The sequence below is a fragment of the Streptomyces huasconensis genome, from assembly GCF_021028635.1.
In the GTDB taxonomy this organism is placed as follows: domain Bacteria; phylum Actinomycetota; class Actinomycetes; order Streptomycetales; family Streptomycetaceae; genus Streptomyces; species Streptomyces huasconensis.
Genome location: NZ_CP086119.1, coordinates 5396099 through 5412811 on the forward strand (window position 1 = coordinate 5396099; position 16713 = coordinate 5412811).

Here is a 16713-nt window from a genome sequence, read left to right on the forward strand (position 1 = left end):
CGTAGGCTGTACCGGCACAAACTCTGAGGGTTTCACGGAAGGCTTACGGCGGACATGGCGCAGGACACTGAGCAGCAGGCCTCCGGCGGGGTGCTCCCCGTCGACGACGAGGGCTTCGTCATCGACACGGAGGACTGCGAGGAGCGCGAGACGGCCTACCGCGAGCGCGGCACGTCGCGGCCCATCACGGTCGTCGGCAACCCGGTCCTGCACAAGGAGTGCAAGGACGTCACGTCCTTCGACGACGACCTCGCCCGGCTGATCGACGACATGTTCGCGACCCAGCGCGTCGCGCAGGGCGTGGGCGTCGCCGCCAACCAGGTCGGCGTCGACCTGAAGGTCTTCGTCTACGACTGCATGGACGACGAGGGCGTGCGCCACGTCGGTGTGGTCTGCAACCCCGTGCTCCAGGAGCTGCCCGCCGAGAAGCGCCGTCTCGACGACTCGGGCGAGGGCTGCCTGTCCGTGCCCACCGCCTACGCCCCGCTGGCCCGCCCGGACTACGCCGAGGTGACCGGCCAGGACGAGAAGGGCAACCCCATCAAGGTGCGCGGCACCGGCTACTTCGCCCGCTGCCTGCAGCACGAGACGGACCACCTCTACGGCTACCTCTACATCGACCGCCTCTCCAAGAGGGAGCGCAAGGACGCGCTGCGCCAGATGGCAGAGGGCACGCCGCGCTACCCCGTGGTACCCAATGAGTGACGCGTGCGGCGCCTGAGCGGCGCGGGAACCGCGTGACACGTGCGGCCCCTGGTCGGGAACCCCCTGACCAGGGGCCGTTGCCATGAGCCGCTCACCTGTGCGAGCAAAACCGGCTGTCGAAGATCCAGAATCAGTCAACCCCGATGATGTTCTCGGCACCGGGGGGTAGTGAATGGCGCAAAACTGTTCCCTGAACGGTCAGTTGTGGTGCTGAATGGAAAGGCGCGGAGAGTTGCGCAACGGCGCGCGCCCGGCACGGGGGAGGGGCGTGCGTCACCCATGCGGTTGAAAGGGGTTTGTCCGTGCCTGCATATTCCGGAAGCACTTCCCAGACACAGCCACACAGCCAGGCGGTGACCGTCCCACCGGCGCTCGCAGTTCCGGTGATCGAGGCGACGTTTCCCCGCCGTCTGCACCCGTATTGGCCCCAGCTTCAGGAGAAGTCCAGGACCTGGCTGCGCGAAATGCGGCTCATGCCGCCGGACAAGGTCGAGCGCTACGCGGACAGCCTCTGCTACACCGACCTGGTGGCCGGCTACTACATCGGCGCGCCGGACGAGTTGCTCACCGCGATAGCCGACCTCAGCAGCTGGTTCTTCGCGTGGGACGACCGGCACGACCGGGACTCGGTGCACGGCCGCGCGGCGCAGTGGCGGCTGCTGTGCCGGGGCCTGCACGACGCGCTCGACGCGCCCCATGAGTATCTGCGCGACCGGGACCCGTTGGTCGCCGGTTTCGCGGACTGCGTCCGCCGCCTGTACTCCTTCCTGGGCCCCAGCTGGAACGCCCGGTTCGCGCGCCACTTCCACCCCGTGATCGACGCGTACGACCAGGAGTTCAGGAACCGCCGCGACGGCGTCGTGCCCACCGTCGAGACGTACGTCGAGCTGCGTCGCCTCACGTTCGCGCACTGGGCCTGGATCGACCTGCTCGAACCCACCGCCCGCCGCGAACTGCCGGACGCCGTACGGAAGCACCCCGCGTACCGGCGGGCGGCACTGGCGACCCAGGATTTCTCCGCCTGGTACAACGACCTGTGCTCACTTCCCAAAGAACTCGCGGGAGATGAACTGCACAATCTCGGTATCAGTCTCATTCACCACGAGGGGCTGACGCTCGAAGAGGCGGTGCGCGAAGTTCACCGACGGGTCACGCAATGTGTCACGAATTTTCTCGAGGCCGAGGAAGAAGTGCTGCTGTTCGCCCGTAACTTGTCCGAGGGAACCGCACGCGGAAAGGAACTCGCGGAAGCGGTGGAATCCTGCGTCGGCAACATGCGGAACTGGTTCTCTTCCGTGTACTGGTTCCACCACGAATCCGGTCGTTATCGGGTGGACAGCTGGGACGACCGGTCCATGCCCCCGTATGTCACGGAAGACGTCCTGGCGGAAAACGAACTGGTGGGTGAGGAATGAGCGTCGAGTCCGCGATACCCGTACCGGCGGCCTCCGGGCCGGACCCGCTGCGCACCCCGCCGCTCGTCCCGGGCGGCGCGCCTTTGCTCGGCCACGCCTGGAACCTCGTGCGCGACCCGCTCGGCTTCCTCGCGAAGCTGCGCGACCACGGCGACCTCGTACGGATCAGGCTGGGGCCGAAGACGGCGTACGCGGTCTGCGACCCGGAACTCGTCGGCGCCCTGCTGAAGCGCCCCGAGTACATCGTCGGAGGCCCGCTCTGGGACACCCTCGAAGTGCTCCTCGGCAAGGGCGTGGCGACCAGCAACGGCAAGCTGCACCGGCGTCAGCGGCGGATGATGCAGCCCGCGTTCCGGCCCGAGCGGATCGCCGACTACGCCAAGGTGATGGAGGAGGAGGCGCGCGCCACGGCGGCCCGCTGGCGGCCGGGCGAGACGGTCGACGTGGGCACGGAAATGTTCCGCACGGCTGTGCGCATCGTCTCGCGCTCGCTCCTGGAGGTCGACTCGATCCGCGAGAAGGCGGACCGCATCGCCGACTCCCTGCACACCGTCTTCGAGGGGCTCTACCGCCGGATGGTGCTCTCGGTCGGGCCGCTCTACCGCGTGCCGACCCCCGCCAACCGGCGCTTCGAGAAGGCGCTCGCCGACCTGCACGCGCTCGTCGACGAGATCATCGCGGAGCGCCGGGCCGCCGGCCCCGGCGGACCGGCGGACCTGCTCGCGGAATTGCTGCGGGCCACGGACGAGGCCGGGGAGCCGATAACCGACCAGGAGATCCACGACCATGTGGTCTCCCTCGTCGTGGCCGGCGCCGAGAATGTCGCGTCGACGCTGGCGTGGACCTTCCATCTGCTCACCGAACACCCCGACCAGGAAAGGAAGTTGGTTGAAGAGGTAAATTCTGCGGTCGGGGATCGCGCGATCACATTCGCCGATCTGGGCGACCTGCCGCACACCCGCAATGTCATCACCGAGGCCATGCGCATACGGCCCGCCGCCTGGATATTCACGCGCCGGTCGGTGGCCGAGACCGAGCTGGGCGGCTATCGCATTCCGGCCGACGCGGACATCGTCTACAGCGTCTACGCCATGCAGCGCGACCCGCGTTCCTTCGAGCGGCACCTGGAGTTCGACCCGGACCGGTGGGCACCCGAACGGGTTGCCGACATACCGGAGTTCGCGATGATGCCGTTCAGCGTCGGCAACCGTAAGTGCCCCGGGGATCACTTCAGCATGGCCGAACTGGCCCTCATCCTCGGCACGGTGGCCCCGAGGTGGCGCCTGGAGCGGGTCCCGGAGACCGACAGCGGCACCCGCGTCGGCATCACCCTGCATCCGAAGCGGCTGGTTCTGCGGGTGATGCCGCGCTGAGCGACATGAACGGCCAGGGGCGCCGCCGAGCGGTCGGGGGCGCCCCGGATGTGCCCGCCCCGCCCCCCGTGACGAGGCGGGCACACGCTCAGAACTCGTCGTCGAACGACACCGACCCCTCGACCGCGACTTGGTACGCCGACGGACGCCGCTCGAAGAAGTTGGTCAGCTCCTGCACGCCCTGGAGCTCCATGAAGGAGAACGGGTTCGACGAGCCGTAGACCGGCGCGAAGCCGAGCCGCTGGAGGCGCTGGTCGGCGACGCACTCCAGGTACGCGCGCATCGAGTCGGTGTTCATGCCCGGCAGGCCGTCACCGCACAGGTCGCGGGCGAACTGCAGTTCGGCCTCGACGGCCTCCTTCAGCATGTCCGTCACCTGCGTCTGGAGCGCGTCGTCGAACAGCTCGGGCTCCTCCTTGCGGACGGTGTCCACCACGTCGAAGGCGAAGCTCATGTGCATCGTCTCGTCGCGGAACACCCAGTTGGTGCCGGTCGCCAGGCCGTGCAGCAGACCGCGGCTGCGGAACCAGTAGACGTACGCGAAGGCACCGTAGAAGAAGAGCCCCTCGATGCACGCGGCGAAGCAGATCAGATTGAGCAGGAAGCGGCGGCGGTCGGCCTGGGTCTCCAGGCGGTCCAGCTTCTCGACCGAGTCCATCCACTTGAAGCAGAACTGCGCCTTCTCGCGGATCGAGGGGATCTCCTCGACCGCGTCGAACGCGGCCGCCCGGTCCTCGGGGTCGGGCAGATAGGTGTCGAGCAGCGTCAGATAGAACTGGACGTGCACGGCCTCCTCGAAGAGCTGGCGGCTCAGGTACAGCCGTGCCTCGGGGGAGTTGATGTGCTTGTAGAGCGTCAGCACCAGGTTGTTGGAGACGATCGAGTCACCGGTCGCGAAGAACGCGACGAGGCGGCCGATCAGGTGCTGCTCCTCGGGCGTCAGCTTCGCCAGGTCGGCGACGTCCGAGTGGAGGTCGACCTCCTCGACGGTCCAGGTGTTCTTGATCGCGTCCCGGTAGCGCTCGTAGAAGTCGGGGTAGCGCATGGGGCGCAGGGTCAGTTCGAAGCCCGGGTCGAGAAGGTTCTTCTCGGAGTTGGCGGTGGAGCTCATTACTGGCAGGCCTCGCAGGACTCGGGGTTTTCCAGGGAGCAGGCGACGGCCTCTTCGGCCGTGACCTGCGCGGGGACGGGAGCGGCGGCGGTGTTCGAGCCGCCGGCCGCGCGGGCGATGCGCGTGGCGGGGCGCGAGCGCAGGTAGTACGTCGTCTTCAGGCCCTGCTGCCAGGCGTACGCGTACATCGAGGAGAGCTTGCCGATGGTCGGCGTCTCCAGGAAGAGGTTCAGCGACTGCGCCTGGTCGAGGAACGGGGTGCGCGCGGCGGCCATGTCGATCAGGCCGCGCTGCGGGATCTCCCAGGCCGTGCGGTAGAGCGCGCGGACGTCCGCGGGAATCCAGCTGAAGCCCTGCACCGAGCCGCTGGCCTCGCGCAGCGCCTCGCGGGTCTGCTCGTCCCAGACGCCGAGCCGCTTCAGCTCCTGGACCAGGTAGGCGTTGACCTGGAGGAACTCGCCGGACAGCGTCTCGCGCTTGAAGAGGTTGGAGACCTGCGGCTCGATGCACTCGTAGACACCCGCGATGGACGCGATGGTGGCGGTCGGCGCGATGGCCAGCAGCAGGGAGTTGCGCATGCCGGTCTCGGCGATGCGGGCCCGCAGCGCGTCCCACCGCTCCGGCCAGGTCAGCTCGACGTCGTAGTGGTCGGGGTGCAGCACGCCGCGCGCGGTGCGGGTCTTCTCCCAGGCGGGCAGCGGGCCCTCCCGCTCGGCGAGGTCGGCCGACGCCTCGTACGCGGCGAGCATGATCCGCTCGGCGATGCGGGTGGACAGGGCGCGGGCCTCGGGGGAGTCGAACGGCAGCCGCAGCTGGAAGAAGACGTCCTGGAGGCCCATCGCGCCGAGGCCCACCGGGCGCCACTTGGCGTTGGAGCGGCCGGCCTGCTCGGTCGGGTAGAAGTTGATGTCGACCACGCGGTCGAGGAACGTCACGGCGGTGCGGACCGTCTCGTCAAGACGCTCCCAGTCGATGTCCCGGATCGCCGTGTCCACGAACGCGCCGAGGTTCACCGAGCCGAGGTTGCACACGGCCGTCTCGCCGTCGTCCGTCACCTCCAGGATCTCGGTGCAGAGGTTGGAGGAGTGCACGGTGTGGCCGGGCTCCGCCGTCTGGTTGGCGGTGCGGTTGGCGGCGTCCTTGAACGTCATCCAGCCGTTTCCGGTCTGCGCGAGGGTGCGCATCATGCGGCCGTACAGGTCCCGGGCCGGGATGGTCTTCTTCGCGAGCCCGGCGGCCTCCGCCTCGCGGTAGGCGGCGTCGAACTCCTCGCCCCACAGGTCGACGAGGTCGGGCACGTCGGCCGGGGAGAACAGTGACCAGTCCTGGTCGGCGGCGACGCGGCGCATGAACTCGTCCGGAATCCAGTGCGCGAGGTTGAGGTTGTGCGTGCGGCGCGCGTCCTCACCGGTGTTGTCGCGCAGCTCCAGGAACTCCTCGATGTCGGAGTGCCACGTCTCCAGGTAGACCGCGGCCGCGCCCTTGCGCCGGCCGCCCTGGTTCACGGCGGCGACCGAGGCGTCCAGGGTCTTCAGGAACGGCACGATGCCGTTGGAGTGCCCGTTCGTGCCGCGGATCAGCGAACCCCGGGACCGGATGCGGGAGTACGAAAGGCCGATGCCGCCCGCGTGCTTGGAGAGCCGCGCGACCTGGTGGTAGCGGTCGTAGATGGAGTCCAGCTCGTCCAGCGGGGAGTCGAGGAGGTAGCAGGAGGACATCTGCGGGTGGCGGGTGCCGGAGTTGAAGAGCGTCGGCGAGGAGGGCAGGTAGTCCAGGCGGCTCATCAGGCCGTACAGCGCGGCGACCTCGTCCACGGCGGCGGCGCCGTCGTCCTTGGCCAGACCGCTCGCGACGCGCAGCATGAAGTGCTGCGGGGTCTCGATGACCTGCCGGGTGATCGGGTGGCGCAGCAGATAGCGGCTGTGCAGGGTGCGCAGGCCGAAGTACTCGAACCGGAAGTCGGCGCCGTCGGCGAGCGCGGCGACCACCAGCGCGTCGAGCCGGGCCGCGTGCGCCGTCACGAAGGACGCCGTGCGGTCGGCGATGAGCCCCTCGCGGTGGCCGACCGCCACGGAGTCGGTGAAGGAGCGCACGCCCTGCGTGGCCGCCTCCTCGCGGATGCCGATCGACAGGAGCCGGGCCGCCAGCTTCGAGTACGCCGGGTCCTCGGCGATGAGCCCCGCGGCCGCCTCGGTCGCCAGTTCCCGCAGCTCCGAGAGGTCCGCCTTGGCCGAGCGGCCGCGCAGGGCGGCGGCGGCGACCCGGCCGGGGTCGGCGTCGGGGAGGTCGGCGGTGAGATCGGTCAGGGTGCGCAGCAGCGCGGCCCCTGGCCCGTCGGTTCCCTCGGCACCCTGGGCGGTGGGCGTCGACGGCGCTGACGCGGGTTCGGCAGGCGCGATGGTCACGTGGGGGGCACTCCCTCGCTCGGCTCTGGGCCAGGGGGAGGCGGACGGCACACACGGGCGCACCCGGGCAGGGCGGCGTACCGCGTCCACCGGCCCACTCCACGAGGCCCGGACGGTCGGCACCCGGGCCGGACGGCACGGGTGCACTGTCGGCAGGTCATCGGACTCCGCGTACGCCGAATGCGTACACATGCACCGTTGCGGGACAGTTCCGGACTTGCACCGGATTTCCCTGCGGCGACAGCGAGCACGAGCATACATCTTGTGCCGGGCCTGAGAAGCGGGCCCACATCTTGTGTCGGCTCGCGGAGTGGTGGCTAGAGCTTCAGCGCGTACGCCAGCAGCGGCACCGTCTCGATCGGCCGCCAGTCACGCTCGGGCGTCCGTACGAACCCGAGGCGCTCGTACAGCCGGTGGGCGGCGTGCATGGACCTCTGCGTGGACAGCACGAGCGAGGTGCGGCCCGCTTCCTTGGCGCGTCGCACGCACTCCCGTACGAGCGCTTCGCCGGCGCCCCGGCCGCGCGCCTCGGCAGAGACGGCGAGCATCCGTATCTCCGCGTCGTTCGCGCCCGCGATGTCGGCCATCGGCCCGCCGGAGGGGACGTAGGTGACGCCGCCGAGCACCTTGCCCGCCACCTCGGCGACGAGGATCTCGGCGTGCGCCGCGCGTCCCGGCACGTCCCGCAGCACGGCGAGGTAGGGGTCGTCCTCCCCGAAGTCCAGGTGGCCGCCGTCGAGATAGGCCTGCGCGGTGAGGGCGCCCAGCGCCTCGTACTCCTCGGGGAGGGCCCGCCTGATCGTGAGGGTCGTCGTGTCCATGGGCCGCAGTGTGCAACACGGGTACGACAGAGGGCCGCCGGTTTTTCCGGCGGCCCTCCGTCGCGGCGGGGCGGGGCTCAGTGCCCGGCGCCCGCGGTCGCCTTGGGCAGTTCCTCCATGACGCCCGGGTCGCCCGCGTCGGCGGTGTAGTCCCCGGGGGAGGTCTCGTCGACGCCGTCCGGGGCCTTCAGCGCCTTCAGGACGAAGGTGAGGACCACGGTCACGATGACGTTCAGGACGAACGCGGTGAGGCCGATGTAGCCGATCTCGCCGATGCCCGGGATCGTGTCCGAGGAGCCGCCGAAGTGCTTCTGCGTCGGCGACGCGACGCCGTACGCGGCCAGTGTGCCGTAGACCATGCCGACCGCCCAGCCGCCCAGCAGCGCCCAGCGGTGGAACCAGCGCGTGAAGAGGCCGCCGACCAGCGCGGGCATCGTCTGGAGAATCCAGATGCCGCCGAGCAGCTGGAAGTTGATCGCGACCGTCTTGTCCATGGTGAGGACGAAGACGAGCGCGCCGACCTTCACCAGGAGCGAGACCAGCTTGGAGACCTTGGTCTCCTGCGCGGGCGTCGCGTCGGGCCTGATGAAGTCCTTGTAGATGTTGCGGGTGAAGAGGTTCGCGGCCGCGATCGACATGATGGCCGCCGGGACCAGCGCGCCGATGCCGATGGCCGCGAACGCCACGCCCGTGAACCAGTCGGGGAACATGTCCTCGAACAGCTGCGGGATCGCCAACTGGCCGTTCTCCACCTTGACCCCGGCCGCGATCGCCATGAAGCCGAGCAGCGCCAGCAGGCCGAGCATCAGCGAGTACAGCGGCAGGATCGTGGTGTTGCGGCGGATCACGTCACGGCTCCTGGACGAGAGCGTCGCGGTGATCGAGTGCGGATACATGAACAGCGCCAGCGCCGAACCGAGCGCGAGCGTCGCGTACGTCCACTGCCCGGCCTCGGCGGGCGCGAGCGCGCCGCGCGGTTTGTCGGTCGCCGGGTTGGTCTGCGCGAAGGCGTCGCCGGCCTTGGCGAAGATGTCGTCGAAGCCGCCCAGCTTGATCGGGATGTAGATGATCGCGACGACGATGACGAGGTAGATCAGGCCGTCCTTCACGAACGCGATCAGCGCGGGCGCGCGCAGCCCCGACGAGTAGGTGTACGCGGCGAGCACCGCGAAGGCGATCAGCAGCGGCAGGTCCTTGATGAACCAGTTGGTGTCCGGGCCCCCGCCGACGCCCATGACGTCCAGGACGGCCTGGATGCCGACGAGTTGGAGCGCGATGTAGGGCATCGTGGCGAGCAGGCCGGTGACCGCGACGGCCAGCGAGAGCCCCTTCGAGCCGAAGCGTCCGCGCACGAAGTCCGAGGTGGTGACATAGCCGTGCTTGTGCGAGACCGACCACAGGCGCGGCAGGAAGGTGAAGATCAGCGGATAGACGAGGATGGTGTACGGCACCGCGAAGAACCCGGCCGCGCCCGCCGCGTAGATCGCCGCCGGGACGGCCACGAAGGTGTACGCGGTGTAGAGGTCGCCGCCGAGCAGGAACCACGTGACCCAGGTGCCGAACGACCGGCCGCCGAGGCCCCATTCGTCCAGGCTCTGGTCGTTCTCGGCCTTGCGCCAGCGGGCGGCCAGGAAGCCCATGACCGTGACCGCGACGAAGAAGAAGACGAAGACGGCGAGGGCGACGCCGTTGACACCGCCGGTGCCTGCTGCGAGCACGTTCACCGGGCCACGCCTTCCTCGGCGCGCACGGACTCGCGGGCGCGCTGGTCACGCTGCCACAGCTTGTACGCGATCATCGTGAGCAGCGTGGAGATGACCACCCACAGCATCTGGTACCAGTAGAAGAACGGGATGCCTATGAAGGTCGGTTCGATCCTCGCGTACGAACTCACCCAGAGCATTGCCACGAACGGTGCGACAAGGCAGACCGCGATGACCACGCGGACCGGCGTCACCACCGGTCTGTTCACTTCCGGCGCATCTGACATGTCGCGGCTCCGTTCCCTCACTTGTCCCATGTTTAACGTGCGGGAAATCTAAGCCACGGTCTCGCGGTATGGAACCCCTGTCCGTATAACGGACGCGTGCCGGAGGTGCCGTACCGCCTGTTCAGCCGCCCCCTCAGCAGCAGCGGAACCCCTGCCGCGGGTCCGACTCCTGGCGGTCCGTCCGCATCCGCTCGAAGTCACGGCGGCTGGGCACCGCCGCGGCCGGATGGTCCTTGCGTACGTGCGCCACGTACCGCTCGTACGCCGACTCGCCGGTCAACTCGCGGACGTACCACCGCATCCAGCGCACCCCGCGCAGCAGCCAGGTCAACGCGTAGGCTCCCGCGTCCCGTCGCGCCGCGCTTCCCGCTTCTCCTCGGCGGTCGGGAAGAGCCCGGCGGGGGCCGTCACCTTCGACTCCACGTACGGCGCTTCGCTCAGCCGGGAGGCCTCGGGGTCGCGGATGTGCTTGAGGCAGACCCGTGCCGCGTCGGCGATCACGATGACGATGAGCAGAGCGAGCGCCGCCGAAAGCACGCCGTCCACCGTCGAGTTGGTGACGACGGTGTGCATGTCGTCCATGGTCTTGGCGGGCGGCAGGACCTTGCCGTCGTCGATGGCGTCCTGGTAGATCGAGCGCTGCTTGAAGAAGCCGACCCGCGGGTCGTCGGAGAACACCTTCTGCCAGCTCGCCGTCAGGGTCACCGTGGCGTCCCAGGCGAGCGGAACGCCGGTGATCCAGGCCCACTTGAGGCGTCCTGACTTCACGAGCAGCGTCGTGCAGACGGTGAGGGCGACGGCGGCGAGAAGCTGGTTGGCGATGCCGAAGACCGGGAAGAGCTGGTTGATCCCGCCGAGCGGCTCGTGGACGCCGACCCACAGGAAGTACCCCCACAGCCCGGTGACGGCGGCGCTGGTCAGCACCAGGCCGGGCTTCCAGCTCACCCGCTTGAACGGCTTGTAGACGTTCCCGAGCATGTCCTGGAGCATGAAGCGGCCCACGCGCGTGCCCGCGTCGAGCGCGGTCAGGATGAACAGCGCCTCGAACATGATCGCGAAGTGGTACCAGAAGGCCCGCATCGAGCCGCCCGTGACCTGCGAGAAGATCTCCGAGACGCCGACCGCGAGCGTCGGCGCGCCGCCCGTGCGCGAGAGCAGCGAGGACTCCTCCACGTTCTTGGCGGCCTGCGCCAGGTCGGCGGGGGAGATGCTGTAGCCGAAGTTCGCGACCGCCTTCGAGGCCTCCTGCACGGTGTCGCCGACGACACCCGCCGGCGCGTTCATCGCGAAGTACAGGCCGGGGTCGATGATCGAGGCCGCGACGAGCGCCATGATCGCGACGGACGACTCCATCAGCATGGAGCCGTACCCGATCATCCGGACCTGCGTCTCCTTCTGGATCATCTTCGGTGTGGTGCCCGAGGAGATCAGCGCGTGGAAGCCGGACAGCGCCCCGCACGCGATGGTGATGAAGACGAAGGGGAAGAGTGAACCGGCGAAGACGGGCCCGTCGCCGCGTGAGGCGAAGTCGGTCACCGGGTCCATCCGCATCGTCGGCAGGGTGACGACGACGCCGAGCGCGAGCAGCAGGATGGTGCCGATCTTCATGAAGGTGGAGAGGTAGTCGCGCGGCGCGAGCAGCATCCACACCGGCAGGATCGAGGCGACGAAGCCGTACGCGACCAGCCAGACGACCAGCGTCGAGGGCGCGAGCGTGAAGGTGTCCGCGAGCGAGGACTCGGCGACCCAGCGCCCGGCGACCAGCGCGATCAGCAGCAGCGCGATGCCGATGAGCGAGACCTCGCTGACCCGGCCCGGGCGCAGGACCCGCAGGTAGAAGCCCATGAGCAGGGCGATCGGGATGGTCATCGCGATGGAGAAGGTGCCCCACGGCGACTCGGCGAGCGCGTTGACGATGACGAGCGCGAGCACCCCGAGCAGGATGATCATGATGGCGAACGCGGCGAGCAGGGCCGCGGCCCCGCCGAACGGCCCGATCTCGTCCCGCGCCATCTGCCCGAGCGACCTGCCGTCCCGCCGGGTGGAGAAGAACAGCACGACCATGTCCTGCACGGCACCCGCGAAGATCACGCCGACGACGATCCAGATGGTGCCCGGCAGATACCCCATCTGGGCGGCGAGCACCGGCCCCACCAGCGGTCCCGCGCCCGCGATCGCCGCGAAGTGGTGGCCGAGCAGCACGCGCCGGTCGGTCGGATGGAAGTCGATGCCGTTGTCGAGCCGCTCGGCGGGCGTGGCCCGGCGCGCGTCGACCTTCAGGACCTTGTACGCGATGAACTTGGAGTAGAAGCGGTACGCGATGGCGTACGAGCCGAGGGCCGCCGCCACCATCCAGGCGGCCGACACCTCCTCGTCGCGCGCGAGCGCCAGGACGGTCCAGCCCGCGGCGCCGACCAGCGCGACGAGGGTCCAGACGGCGATGGATCGGGGTTCTGCTCTGCGCACCGGGTCGTCCTCCCGTTCACCATGCGATGACGGGAGGAACGTAGAGCAGGGAGGTGATCCGCGCCAGACCCCCGGTGCGCGGGTCAGTCCGTGGGGCGCTTGAGGCGGGCCACGAACTTGTAGCGGTCGCCGCGGTAGACCGAGCGCACCCACTCCACCGGCCGGCCCGCGGCGTCCAGCGAGTGCCGGGACAGCAGCAGCATCGGCAGGCCGACGTCGGTGCCGAGCAGGCCCGCCTCGCGCGGGGTGGCCAGCGAGGTCTCGATGGTCTCCTCGGCCTCGGCCAGGCGTACGTCGTACACCTCGGCGAGGGCGGTGTAGAGCGAGGTGTACTTGACCAGCGAACGGCGCAGGGCGGGGAAGCGCTTGGCCGACAGGTGCGTGGTCTCGATGGCCATCGCCTCGCCGTTGGCCAGGCGCAGCCGCTCGACGCGCAGGACGCGGCTGCCCGCGCCGATGTCGAGCAGGCCGGCGAGGGTGTCGTCGGCGGTGATGTAGCCGACGTCCAGGAGCTGCGAGGTGGGCTCGAGGCCCTGGGCCCGCATGTCCTCGGTGTACGAGGTGAGTTGCAGGGCCTGCGACACCTTCGGCTTGGCGACGAAGGTGCCCTTGCCCTGGATGCGCTCCAGGCGGCCCTCGACGACCAGTTCCTGCAGGGCTTGGCGGACCGTCGTGCGCGAGGTGTCGAACTCGGCGGCGAGCGTGCGCTCCGGGGGGACGGGGGTGCCGGGCGGCAGCGTCTCCGTCATGTCCAGCAAGTGCCGCTTCAGGCGGTAGTACTTGGGCACGCGCGCGGTGCGGCCGACGCCGGGTGCCTCCGGCGGCGTGCCCGCTTCGGTCCCCGTGCTGCCCGCTTCGGTGCCCATGGTCAGCCTTCCCGGCTCCTGTGCTGCTGCCGTCACCGGCTCCTCCGTCTGTCGCGGCTCACATCGTGGCACGGTACGGGCCATGGGGGTGCCCCCTGGTCGAGCGAAGTCGAGAGCTCGGGGGAGAGCCTGCCCGCTCAGGTGTCGGTCCGATAACGGACGTGACAGCCCTTCTTATACACCCTTGACACCCCTAAAGGTCTAGGCCAAGCTCCCCGTACTGGTCTACACCATTAAAGACCAGGTTCCAGTCCCACGGGCAGATCTCGGTCCATTCGGTCGCTGCGGGTGGGGGGTTGACTGGCATCCCTTGAGGAGGGTGACGTGAAGCGCAAGCTCATAGCGGCCATCGGTGTCGCGGGCATGTTGGTCTCGGTCGCGGCCTGCGGCGGTGACGACGGGGACAAGAAGTCCGGCGGTGCCGACGGCTTCAAGGGCGAGACGCTGACGCTCTGGGCGATGGACGGGTCGACGCCGGACAAGTGGCAGAAGGATGTCACGGCGGCCTTCGAGAAGAAGACCGGCGCGAAGCTGAAGTTCGAGGTCCAGCAGTGGAACGGCATCCAGCAGAAGCTGACCACGGCCCTCTCCGAGGAGAACCCGCCGGACGTCTTCGAGATCGGCAACACCCAGACCGCCGCGTACGCCAAGACCGGCGGCCTCGCCGAGCTGGGTGACCTCAAGGAGTCGATCGGCGCCGACTGGACCGAGTCGATGAACAAGGCCTCGGTCATCGACGGCAAGCAGTACGCCGCTCCGTGGTTCGTCCTCAACCGCGTCGTGATCTACAACAAGAAGATCTGGGCCGAGGCGGGCATCAAGGACACCCCCAAGACCCGCGAGCAGTTCCTGAAGGACCTCAAGCAGATCGGTGCGAAGACCGACGCCGAGCCGATCTACATGCCGGGCCAGTTCTGGTACCACTTCGTCGGCCTGACCATCGGTGAGGGCGCCGAGCTGGTCAAGAAGGACGGCGACAAGTACGTCTCCAACCTGGCCGACCCCAAGGTCGCCAAGGCCATGATGACGTACCAGGAGTTCCAGAAGCTCTCCAAGGCCCCCAAGAACAAGGACGAGGCCACCCCGCAGCAGGGCGAGGTCTTCGGCAAGGGCAAGACCGCCACGTTCATCGGCATGCCGTGGGAGGCGGACCTCGCGATCAAGACGGACAAGAAGATCGCGAAGGACATCGGCTACTTCACGATCCCCGGTGCCACGGCCGACAAGCCCGAGGGCGTCTTCCTCGGCGGCTCCAACCTCGCCGTCGCCGCGACCAGCAAGAAGCAGGAGCTGGCCAAGGAGTTCCTGAAGATCGCGCTGTCCGACAAGTTCGAGGGGCAGTTCGCCAAGGAAGGCGGCGTCATCCCGAACAAGGAGTCGCTGGAGTCCGCCCTCAAGGGCAATCCGGCCGCCGCGGCCATGACCCCGGCCACCCCCGGCGGCGGCATCACCCCGCTGATCCCGGAGTGGGGCGCGGTCGAGAACCCGCCGAACCCGATCAAGAACTACATGACCGCGGTGCTCAACGGTAAGTCGCCCGCGGCCGCCGCCGAGCAGGTCGAGGGCGAGCTGAACAAGCGCCTGGCGCAGAAGCAGTAGACGACACCCTCCCTTGACGGGGGCCCTCCTGCCGGGGGCTCCCTCGGCGGGGACCCCCTTGCCGGGGGCGGCGGGTGAGACGCCCTCGCCGCCCCCGGCACACCTCTGCGTACCGCCGCGATGCCCACGAAAGAGATGGCGAGTATGACCGTGCAGAAGACCGAACGGCCGCCCTCCGGCCCGACGGAGGTGCAGACACCGGACGGCGGACCACGACCACGCGGCCCGCGCGCGACCCCGGGGCGTCTCGCCGGCCTGACGCCCTATCTGCTCCTTGCCCCCGCGATCGTCGCCACCGTGCTGCTGCTCGGCTGGCCGCTGGTCAGCAACGGGATGCTGTCGTTCCAGAACCTCAACATGAGGCAGTTCATCCTGCACCTCACGGAGTGGAACGGGTTCGACAACTACGCGGAGATCCTCACCGGAGAGGACTTCTGGCGGGTCACCGGACGCTCGGTCGCCTTCACCGCCGCCAACGTCGTACTGATCATGATCCTCGGTACGCTCGTCGGCCTGCTGCTCGCACGGCTCGGCCGCAAGATGCGGACCCTGCTCCTGGTCGGCCTCGTCCTGGCCTGGGCGATGCCCGTCGTCGCCTCGACCACCGTCTACCAGTGGCTGTTCGCGCAGCGCTTCGGCGTCGTCAACTGGGTGCTCGCCAAGATCGGCTTCGAGTCCATGGCCGACCACGACTGGCTGAGCACGCAGTACTCCACCTTCTTCGTGGTCCTGCTCCTGATCGTCTGGCAGTCGATCCCCTTCGTGGCGATCAACCTCTACGCCGCCACGACGACCATCCCCAAGGAGCTGTACGAGGCCGCCTCGCTGGACGGCGCCGGCGCCTGGCAGCAGTTCACCTCGGTCACCCTGCCGTACCTGCGGCCCTTCCTCTACGCCACGACGTTCCTGGAGATCATCTGGGTCTTCAAGGCGTTCGTCCAGGTCTTCACCCTCAACGAGGGCGGCCCGGACCGGCTCACCGAGATCCTGCCCGTCTACGCCTACATCGAGGGCATGGGCAACCAGCACTTCGGCATGGGCGCGGCGATCGCGATGCTCACCATCGTCATCCTGCTGGCCATCACCTCGTACTACCTGCGGATCGTGCTCAAGCAAGAGGAGGACGAGCTGTGAAGCGCTCGCCGCTGGGCCGGATCTGGCCCAACCTGACCGCCGTCGTTCTCTTCCTGTTCTTCGTCTTCCCCGTGTACTGGATGTTCGCGACGGCCTTCAAGCCGACCGGCGACATCATCAGCGAGAACCCGGTCTGGTTCCCGACCGACGCCACGTTCGAACACTTCAAGACGGCCATGGACGCCGACCACTTCTGGACCATGGTCGGCAACTCGATCACCGTCACGGTCTGCGCGGTCGTCCTCTCGCTCATCATCGGCGTCACCGCGGCGTTCGCCCTCGCCCGGATGCGCTTCAAGGGGCGGCGCGGCTTCATCATCGGCTTCATGCTCGCCCAGATGGCGCCCTGGGAAGTCATGGTCATCGCCATCTACATCATCGTGCGCGACGCCGACATGCTGAACAGCCTGCTCCCGCTCACCCTCTTCTACATGGTGATGATCCTGCCCTTCACCCTCCTGACGCTGCGCGGCTTCGTCGCCGCCGTGCCGAGGGAACTGGAGGAGTCCGCCATGGTCGACGGCTGTACGCGCATGCAGGCCTTCCGCCGCGTGATCCTGCCGCTGCTCGCACCGGGCCTGATGTCGACCTCGCTCTTCGGCTTCATCACCGCCTGGAACGAGTTCCCGCTGGTCCTCGTGCTCAACAAGGAAGCGGATGCCAAGACCCTGCCGGTGTGGCTCTCCAGCTTCCAGACCGCCTTCGGCGACGACTGGGGCGCCACCATGGCCGCGGCCTCGCTCTTCGCCATCCCGATCCTGATCCTCTTCGTCTTCCTGCAGCGCAGGGCCGTCAGCGGCCTGACCGACGGCGCAGTGAAGGGATAAC

14 protein-coding genes and 1 riboswitch are annotated in these 16713 nt (G+C 68.7%); of the genes, 6 read left to right on the plus strand and 8 right to left on the minus strand.

What is annotated here, in order from left to right:
* Positions 1–54 precede the first annotated feature (54 nt).
* The 3 genes from def to J2N69_RS24765 all read left to right on the plus strand — a co-directional run bounded on the left by def (position 55) and on the right by J2N69_RS24765 (position 3493).
* Positions 55–705 (plus strand): peptide deformylase, encoded by a 651-nt coding sequence (gene def / locus J2N69_RS24755; RefSeq protein WP_230902681.1) that lies wholly within the window; start codon positions 55–57, stop codon positions 703–705.
* Positions 706–1007: 302 nt separating this feature from the next.
* Entirely contained in the window at positions 1008–2120 is a 1113-nt protein-coding gene (cyc1, locus tag J2N69_RS24760; RefSeq protein ID WP_330166828.1) for an epi-isozizaene synthase, read from the plus strand.
* Positions 2117–3493 (plus strand): bifunctional albaflavenone monooxygenase/terpene synthase, encoded by a 1377-nt coding sequence (locus tag J2N69_RS24765; RefSeq protein WP_230902683.1) that lies wholly within the window; start codon positions 2117–2119, stop codon positions 3491–3493. The genes cyc1 and J2N69_RS24765 overlap by 4 nt, the downstream gene beginning before the upstream one ends.
* Positions 3494–3581: 88 nt before the next feature.
* Here J2N69_RS24765 and J2N69_RS24770 read toward each other — a convergent pair whose 3' ends face one another.
* The 8 genes from J2N69_RS24770 to J2N69_RS24805 form a co-directional block, all read right to left on the minus strand.
* Positions 3582–4604 (minus strand): ribonucleotide-diphosphate reductase subunit beta, encoded by a 1023-nt coding sequence (locus J2N69_RS24770; protein WP_230902684.1) that lies wholly within the window; start codon positions 4602–4604, stop codon positions 3582–3584.
* Positions 4604–7009 carry a ribonucleoside-diphosphate reductase subunit alpha gene (locus J2N69_RS24775; RefSeq protein WP_230902685.1) on the minus strand — a complete coding sequence of 802 codons (2406 nt, stop codon included), beginning with the start codon at positions 7007–7009 and terminating at the stop codon, positions 4604–4606. The genes J2N69_RS24770 and J2N69_RS24775 overlap by 1 nt, the downstream gene beginning before the upstream one ends.
* 146 nt (positions 7010–7155) lie before the next feature.
* Positions 7156–7253, minus strand: a riboswitch (adenosylcobalamin-variant (AdoCbl-variant) riboswitch).
* Between the two features lie 73 nt (positions 7254–7326).
* Entirely contained in the window at positions 7327–7830 is a 504-nt protein-coding gene (locus J2N69_RS24780) for a GNAT family N-acetyltransferase (protein WP_230902686.1), read from the minus strand.
* A gap of 77 nt (positions 7831–7907) precedes the next feature.
* Positions 7908–9548 carry a monocarboxylate uptake permease MctP gene (gene mctP, locus J2N69_RS24785; protein WP_408056911.1) on the minus strand — a complete coding sequence of 547 codons (1641 nt, stop codon included), beginning with the start codon at positions 9546–9548 and terminating at the stop codon, positions 7908–7910.
* A 2-nt stretch (positions 9549–9550) separates the two neighbouring features.
* Positions 9551–9820 (minus strand): DUF3311 domain-containing protein, encoded by a 270-nt coding sequence (locus J2N69_RS24790; protein ID WP_230902687.1) that lies wholly within the window; start codon positions 9818–9820, stop codon positions 9551–9553.
* Between the two features lie 133 nt (positions 9821–9953).
* Entirely contained in the window at positions 9954–10151 is a 198-nt protein-coding gene (locus J2N69_RS24795; RefSeq protein WP_269075631.1) for a YbdD/YjiX family protein, read from the minus strand.
* Positions 10148–12286, minus strand: a complete 2139-nt coding sequence (locus J2N69_RS24800; protein WP_230902688.1) for a carbon starvation CstA family protein — start codon at positions 12284–12286, stop codon at positions 10148–10150. The genes J2N69_RS24795 and J2N69_RS24800 overlap by 4 nt, the downstream gene beginning before the upstream one ends.
* Before the next feature lie 83 nt (positions 12287–12369).
* Positions 12370–13152: a GntR family transcriptional regulator gene (locus J2N69_RS24805; RefSeq protein ID WP_127911086.1), complete on the minus strand. Its 783-nt coding sequence runs from the start codon at positions 13150–13152 to the stop codon at positions 12370–12372.
* Between the two features lie 324 nt (positions 13153–13476).
* Here J2N69_RS24805 and J2N69_RS24810 point away from each other — a divergent pair, with 324 nt between their 5' ends.
* The 3 genes from J2N69_RS24810 to J2N69_RS24820 all read left to right on the plus strand — a co-directional run bounded on the left by J2N69_RS24810 (position 13477) and on the right by J2N69_RS24820 (position 16712).
* Positions 13477–14751 (plus strand): extracellular solute-binding protein, encoded by a 1275-nt coding sequence (locus J2N69_RS24810; protein WP_230902689.1) that lies wholly within the window; start codon positions 13477–13479, stop codon positions 14749–14751.
* A gap of 144 nt (positions 14752–14895) precedes the next feature.
* Entirely contained in the window at positions 14896–15885 is a 990-nt protein-coding gene (locus J2N69_RS24815) for a carbohydrate ABC transporter permease (RefSeq protein ID WP_230902690.1), read from the plus strand.
* Positions 15882–16712: a carbohydrate ABC transporter permease gene (locus J2N69_RS24820; RefSeq protein ID WP_230902691.1), complete on the plus strand. Its 831-nt coding sequence runs from the start codon at positions 15882–15884 to the stop codon at positions 16710–16712. Before J2N69_RS24815 ends, J2N69_RS24820 begins: the two co-directional genes overlap by 4 nt.
* Position 16713: the final 1 nt, after the last annotated feature.

Bases quoted from the DNA above. Each gene is read 5' to 3' on its own strand.
- def (WP_230902681.1), top strand. From the start codon at position 55: ATGGCGCAGGACACTGAGCAGCAGGCCTCCGGCGGGGTGCTCCCCGTC.
- J2N69_RS24805 (WP_127911086.1), bottom strand. From the start codon at position 13,152: ATGGGCACCGAAGCGGGCAGCACGGGGACCGAAGCGGGCACGCCGCCG.
- J2N69_RS24765 (WP_230902683.1), top strand. From the start codon at position 2,117: ATGAGCGTCGAGTCCGCGATACCCGTACCGGCGGCCTCCGGGCCGGAC.
- J2N69_RS24815 (WP_230902690.1), top strand. From the start codon at position 14,896: ATGACCGTGCAGAAGACCGAACGGCCGCCCTCCGGCCCGACGGAGGTG.
- J2N69_RS24780 (WP_230902686.1), bottom strand. From the start codon at position 7,830: ATGGACACGACGACCCTCACGATCAGGCGGGCCCTCCCCGAGGAGTAC.
- J2N69_RS24770 (WP_230902684.1), bottom strand. From the start codon at position 4,604: ATGAGCTCCACCGCCAACTCCGAGAAGAACCTTCTCGACCCGGGCTTC.
- J2N69_RS24790 (WP_230902687.1), bottom strand. From the start codon at position 9,820: ATGTCAGATGCGCCGGAAGTGAACAGACCGGTGGTGACGCCGGTCCGC.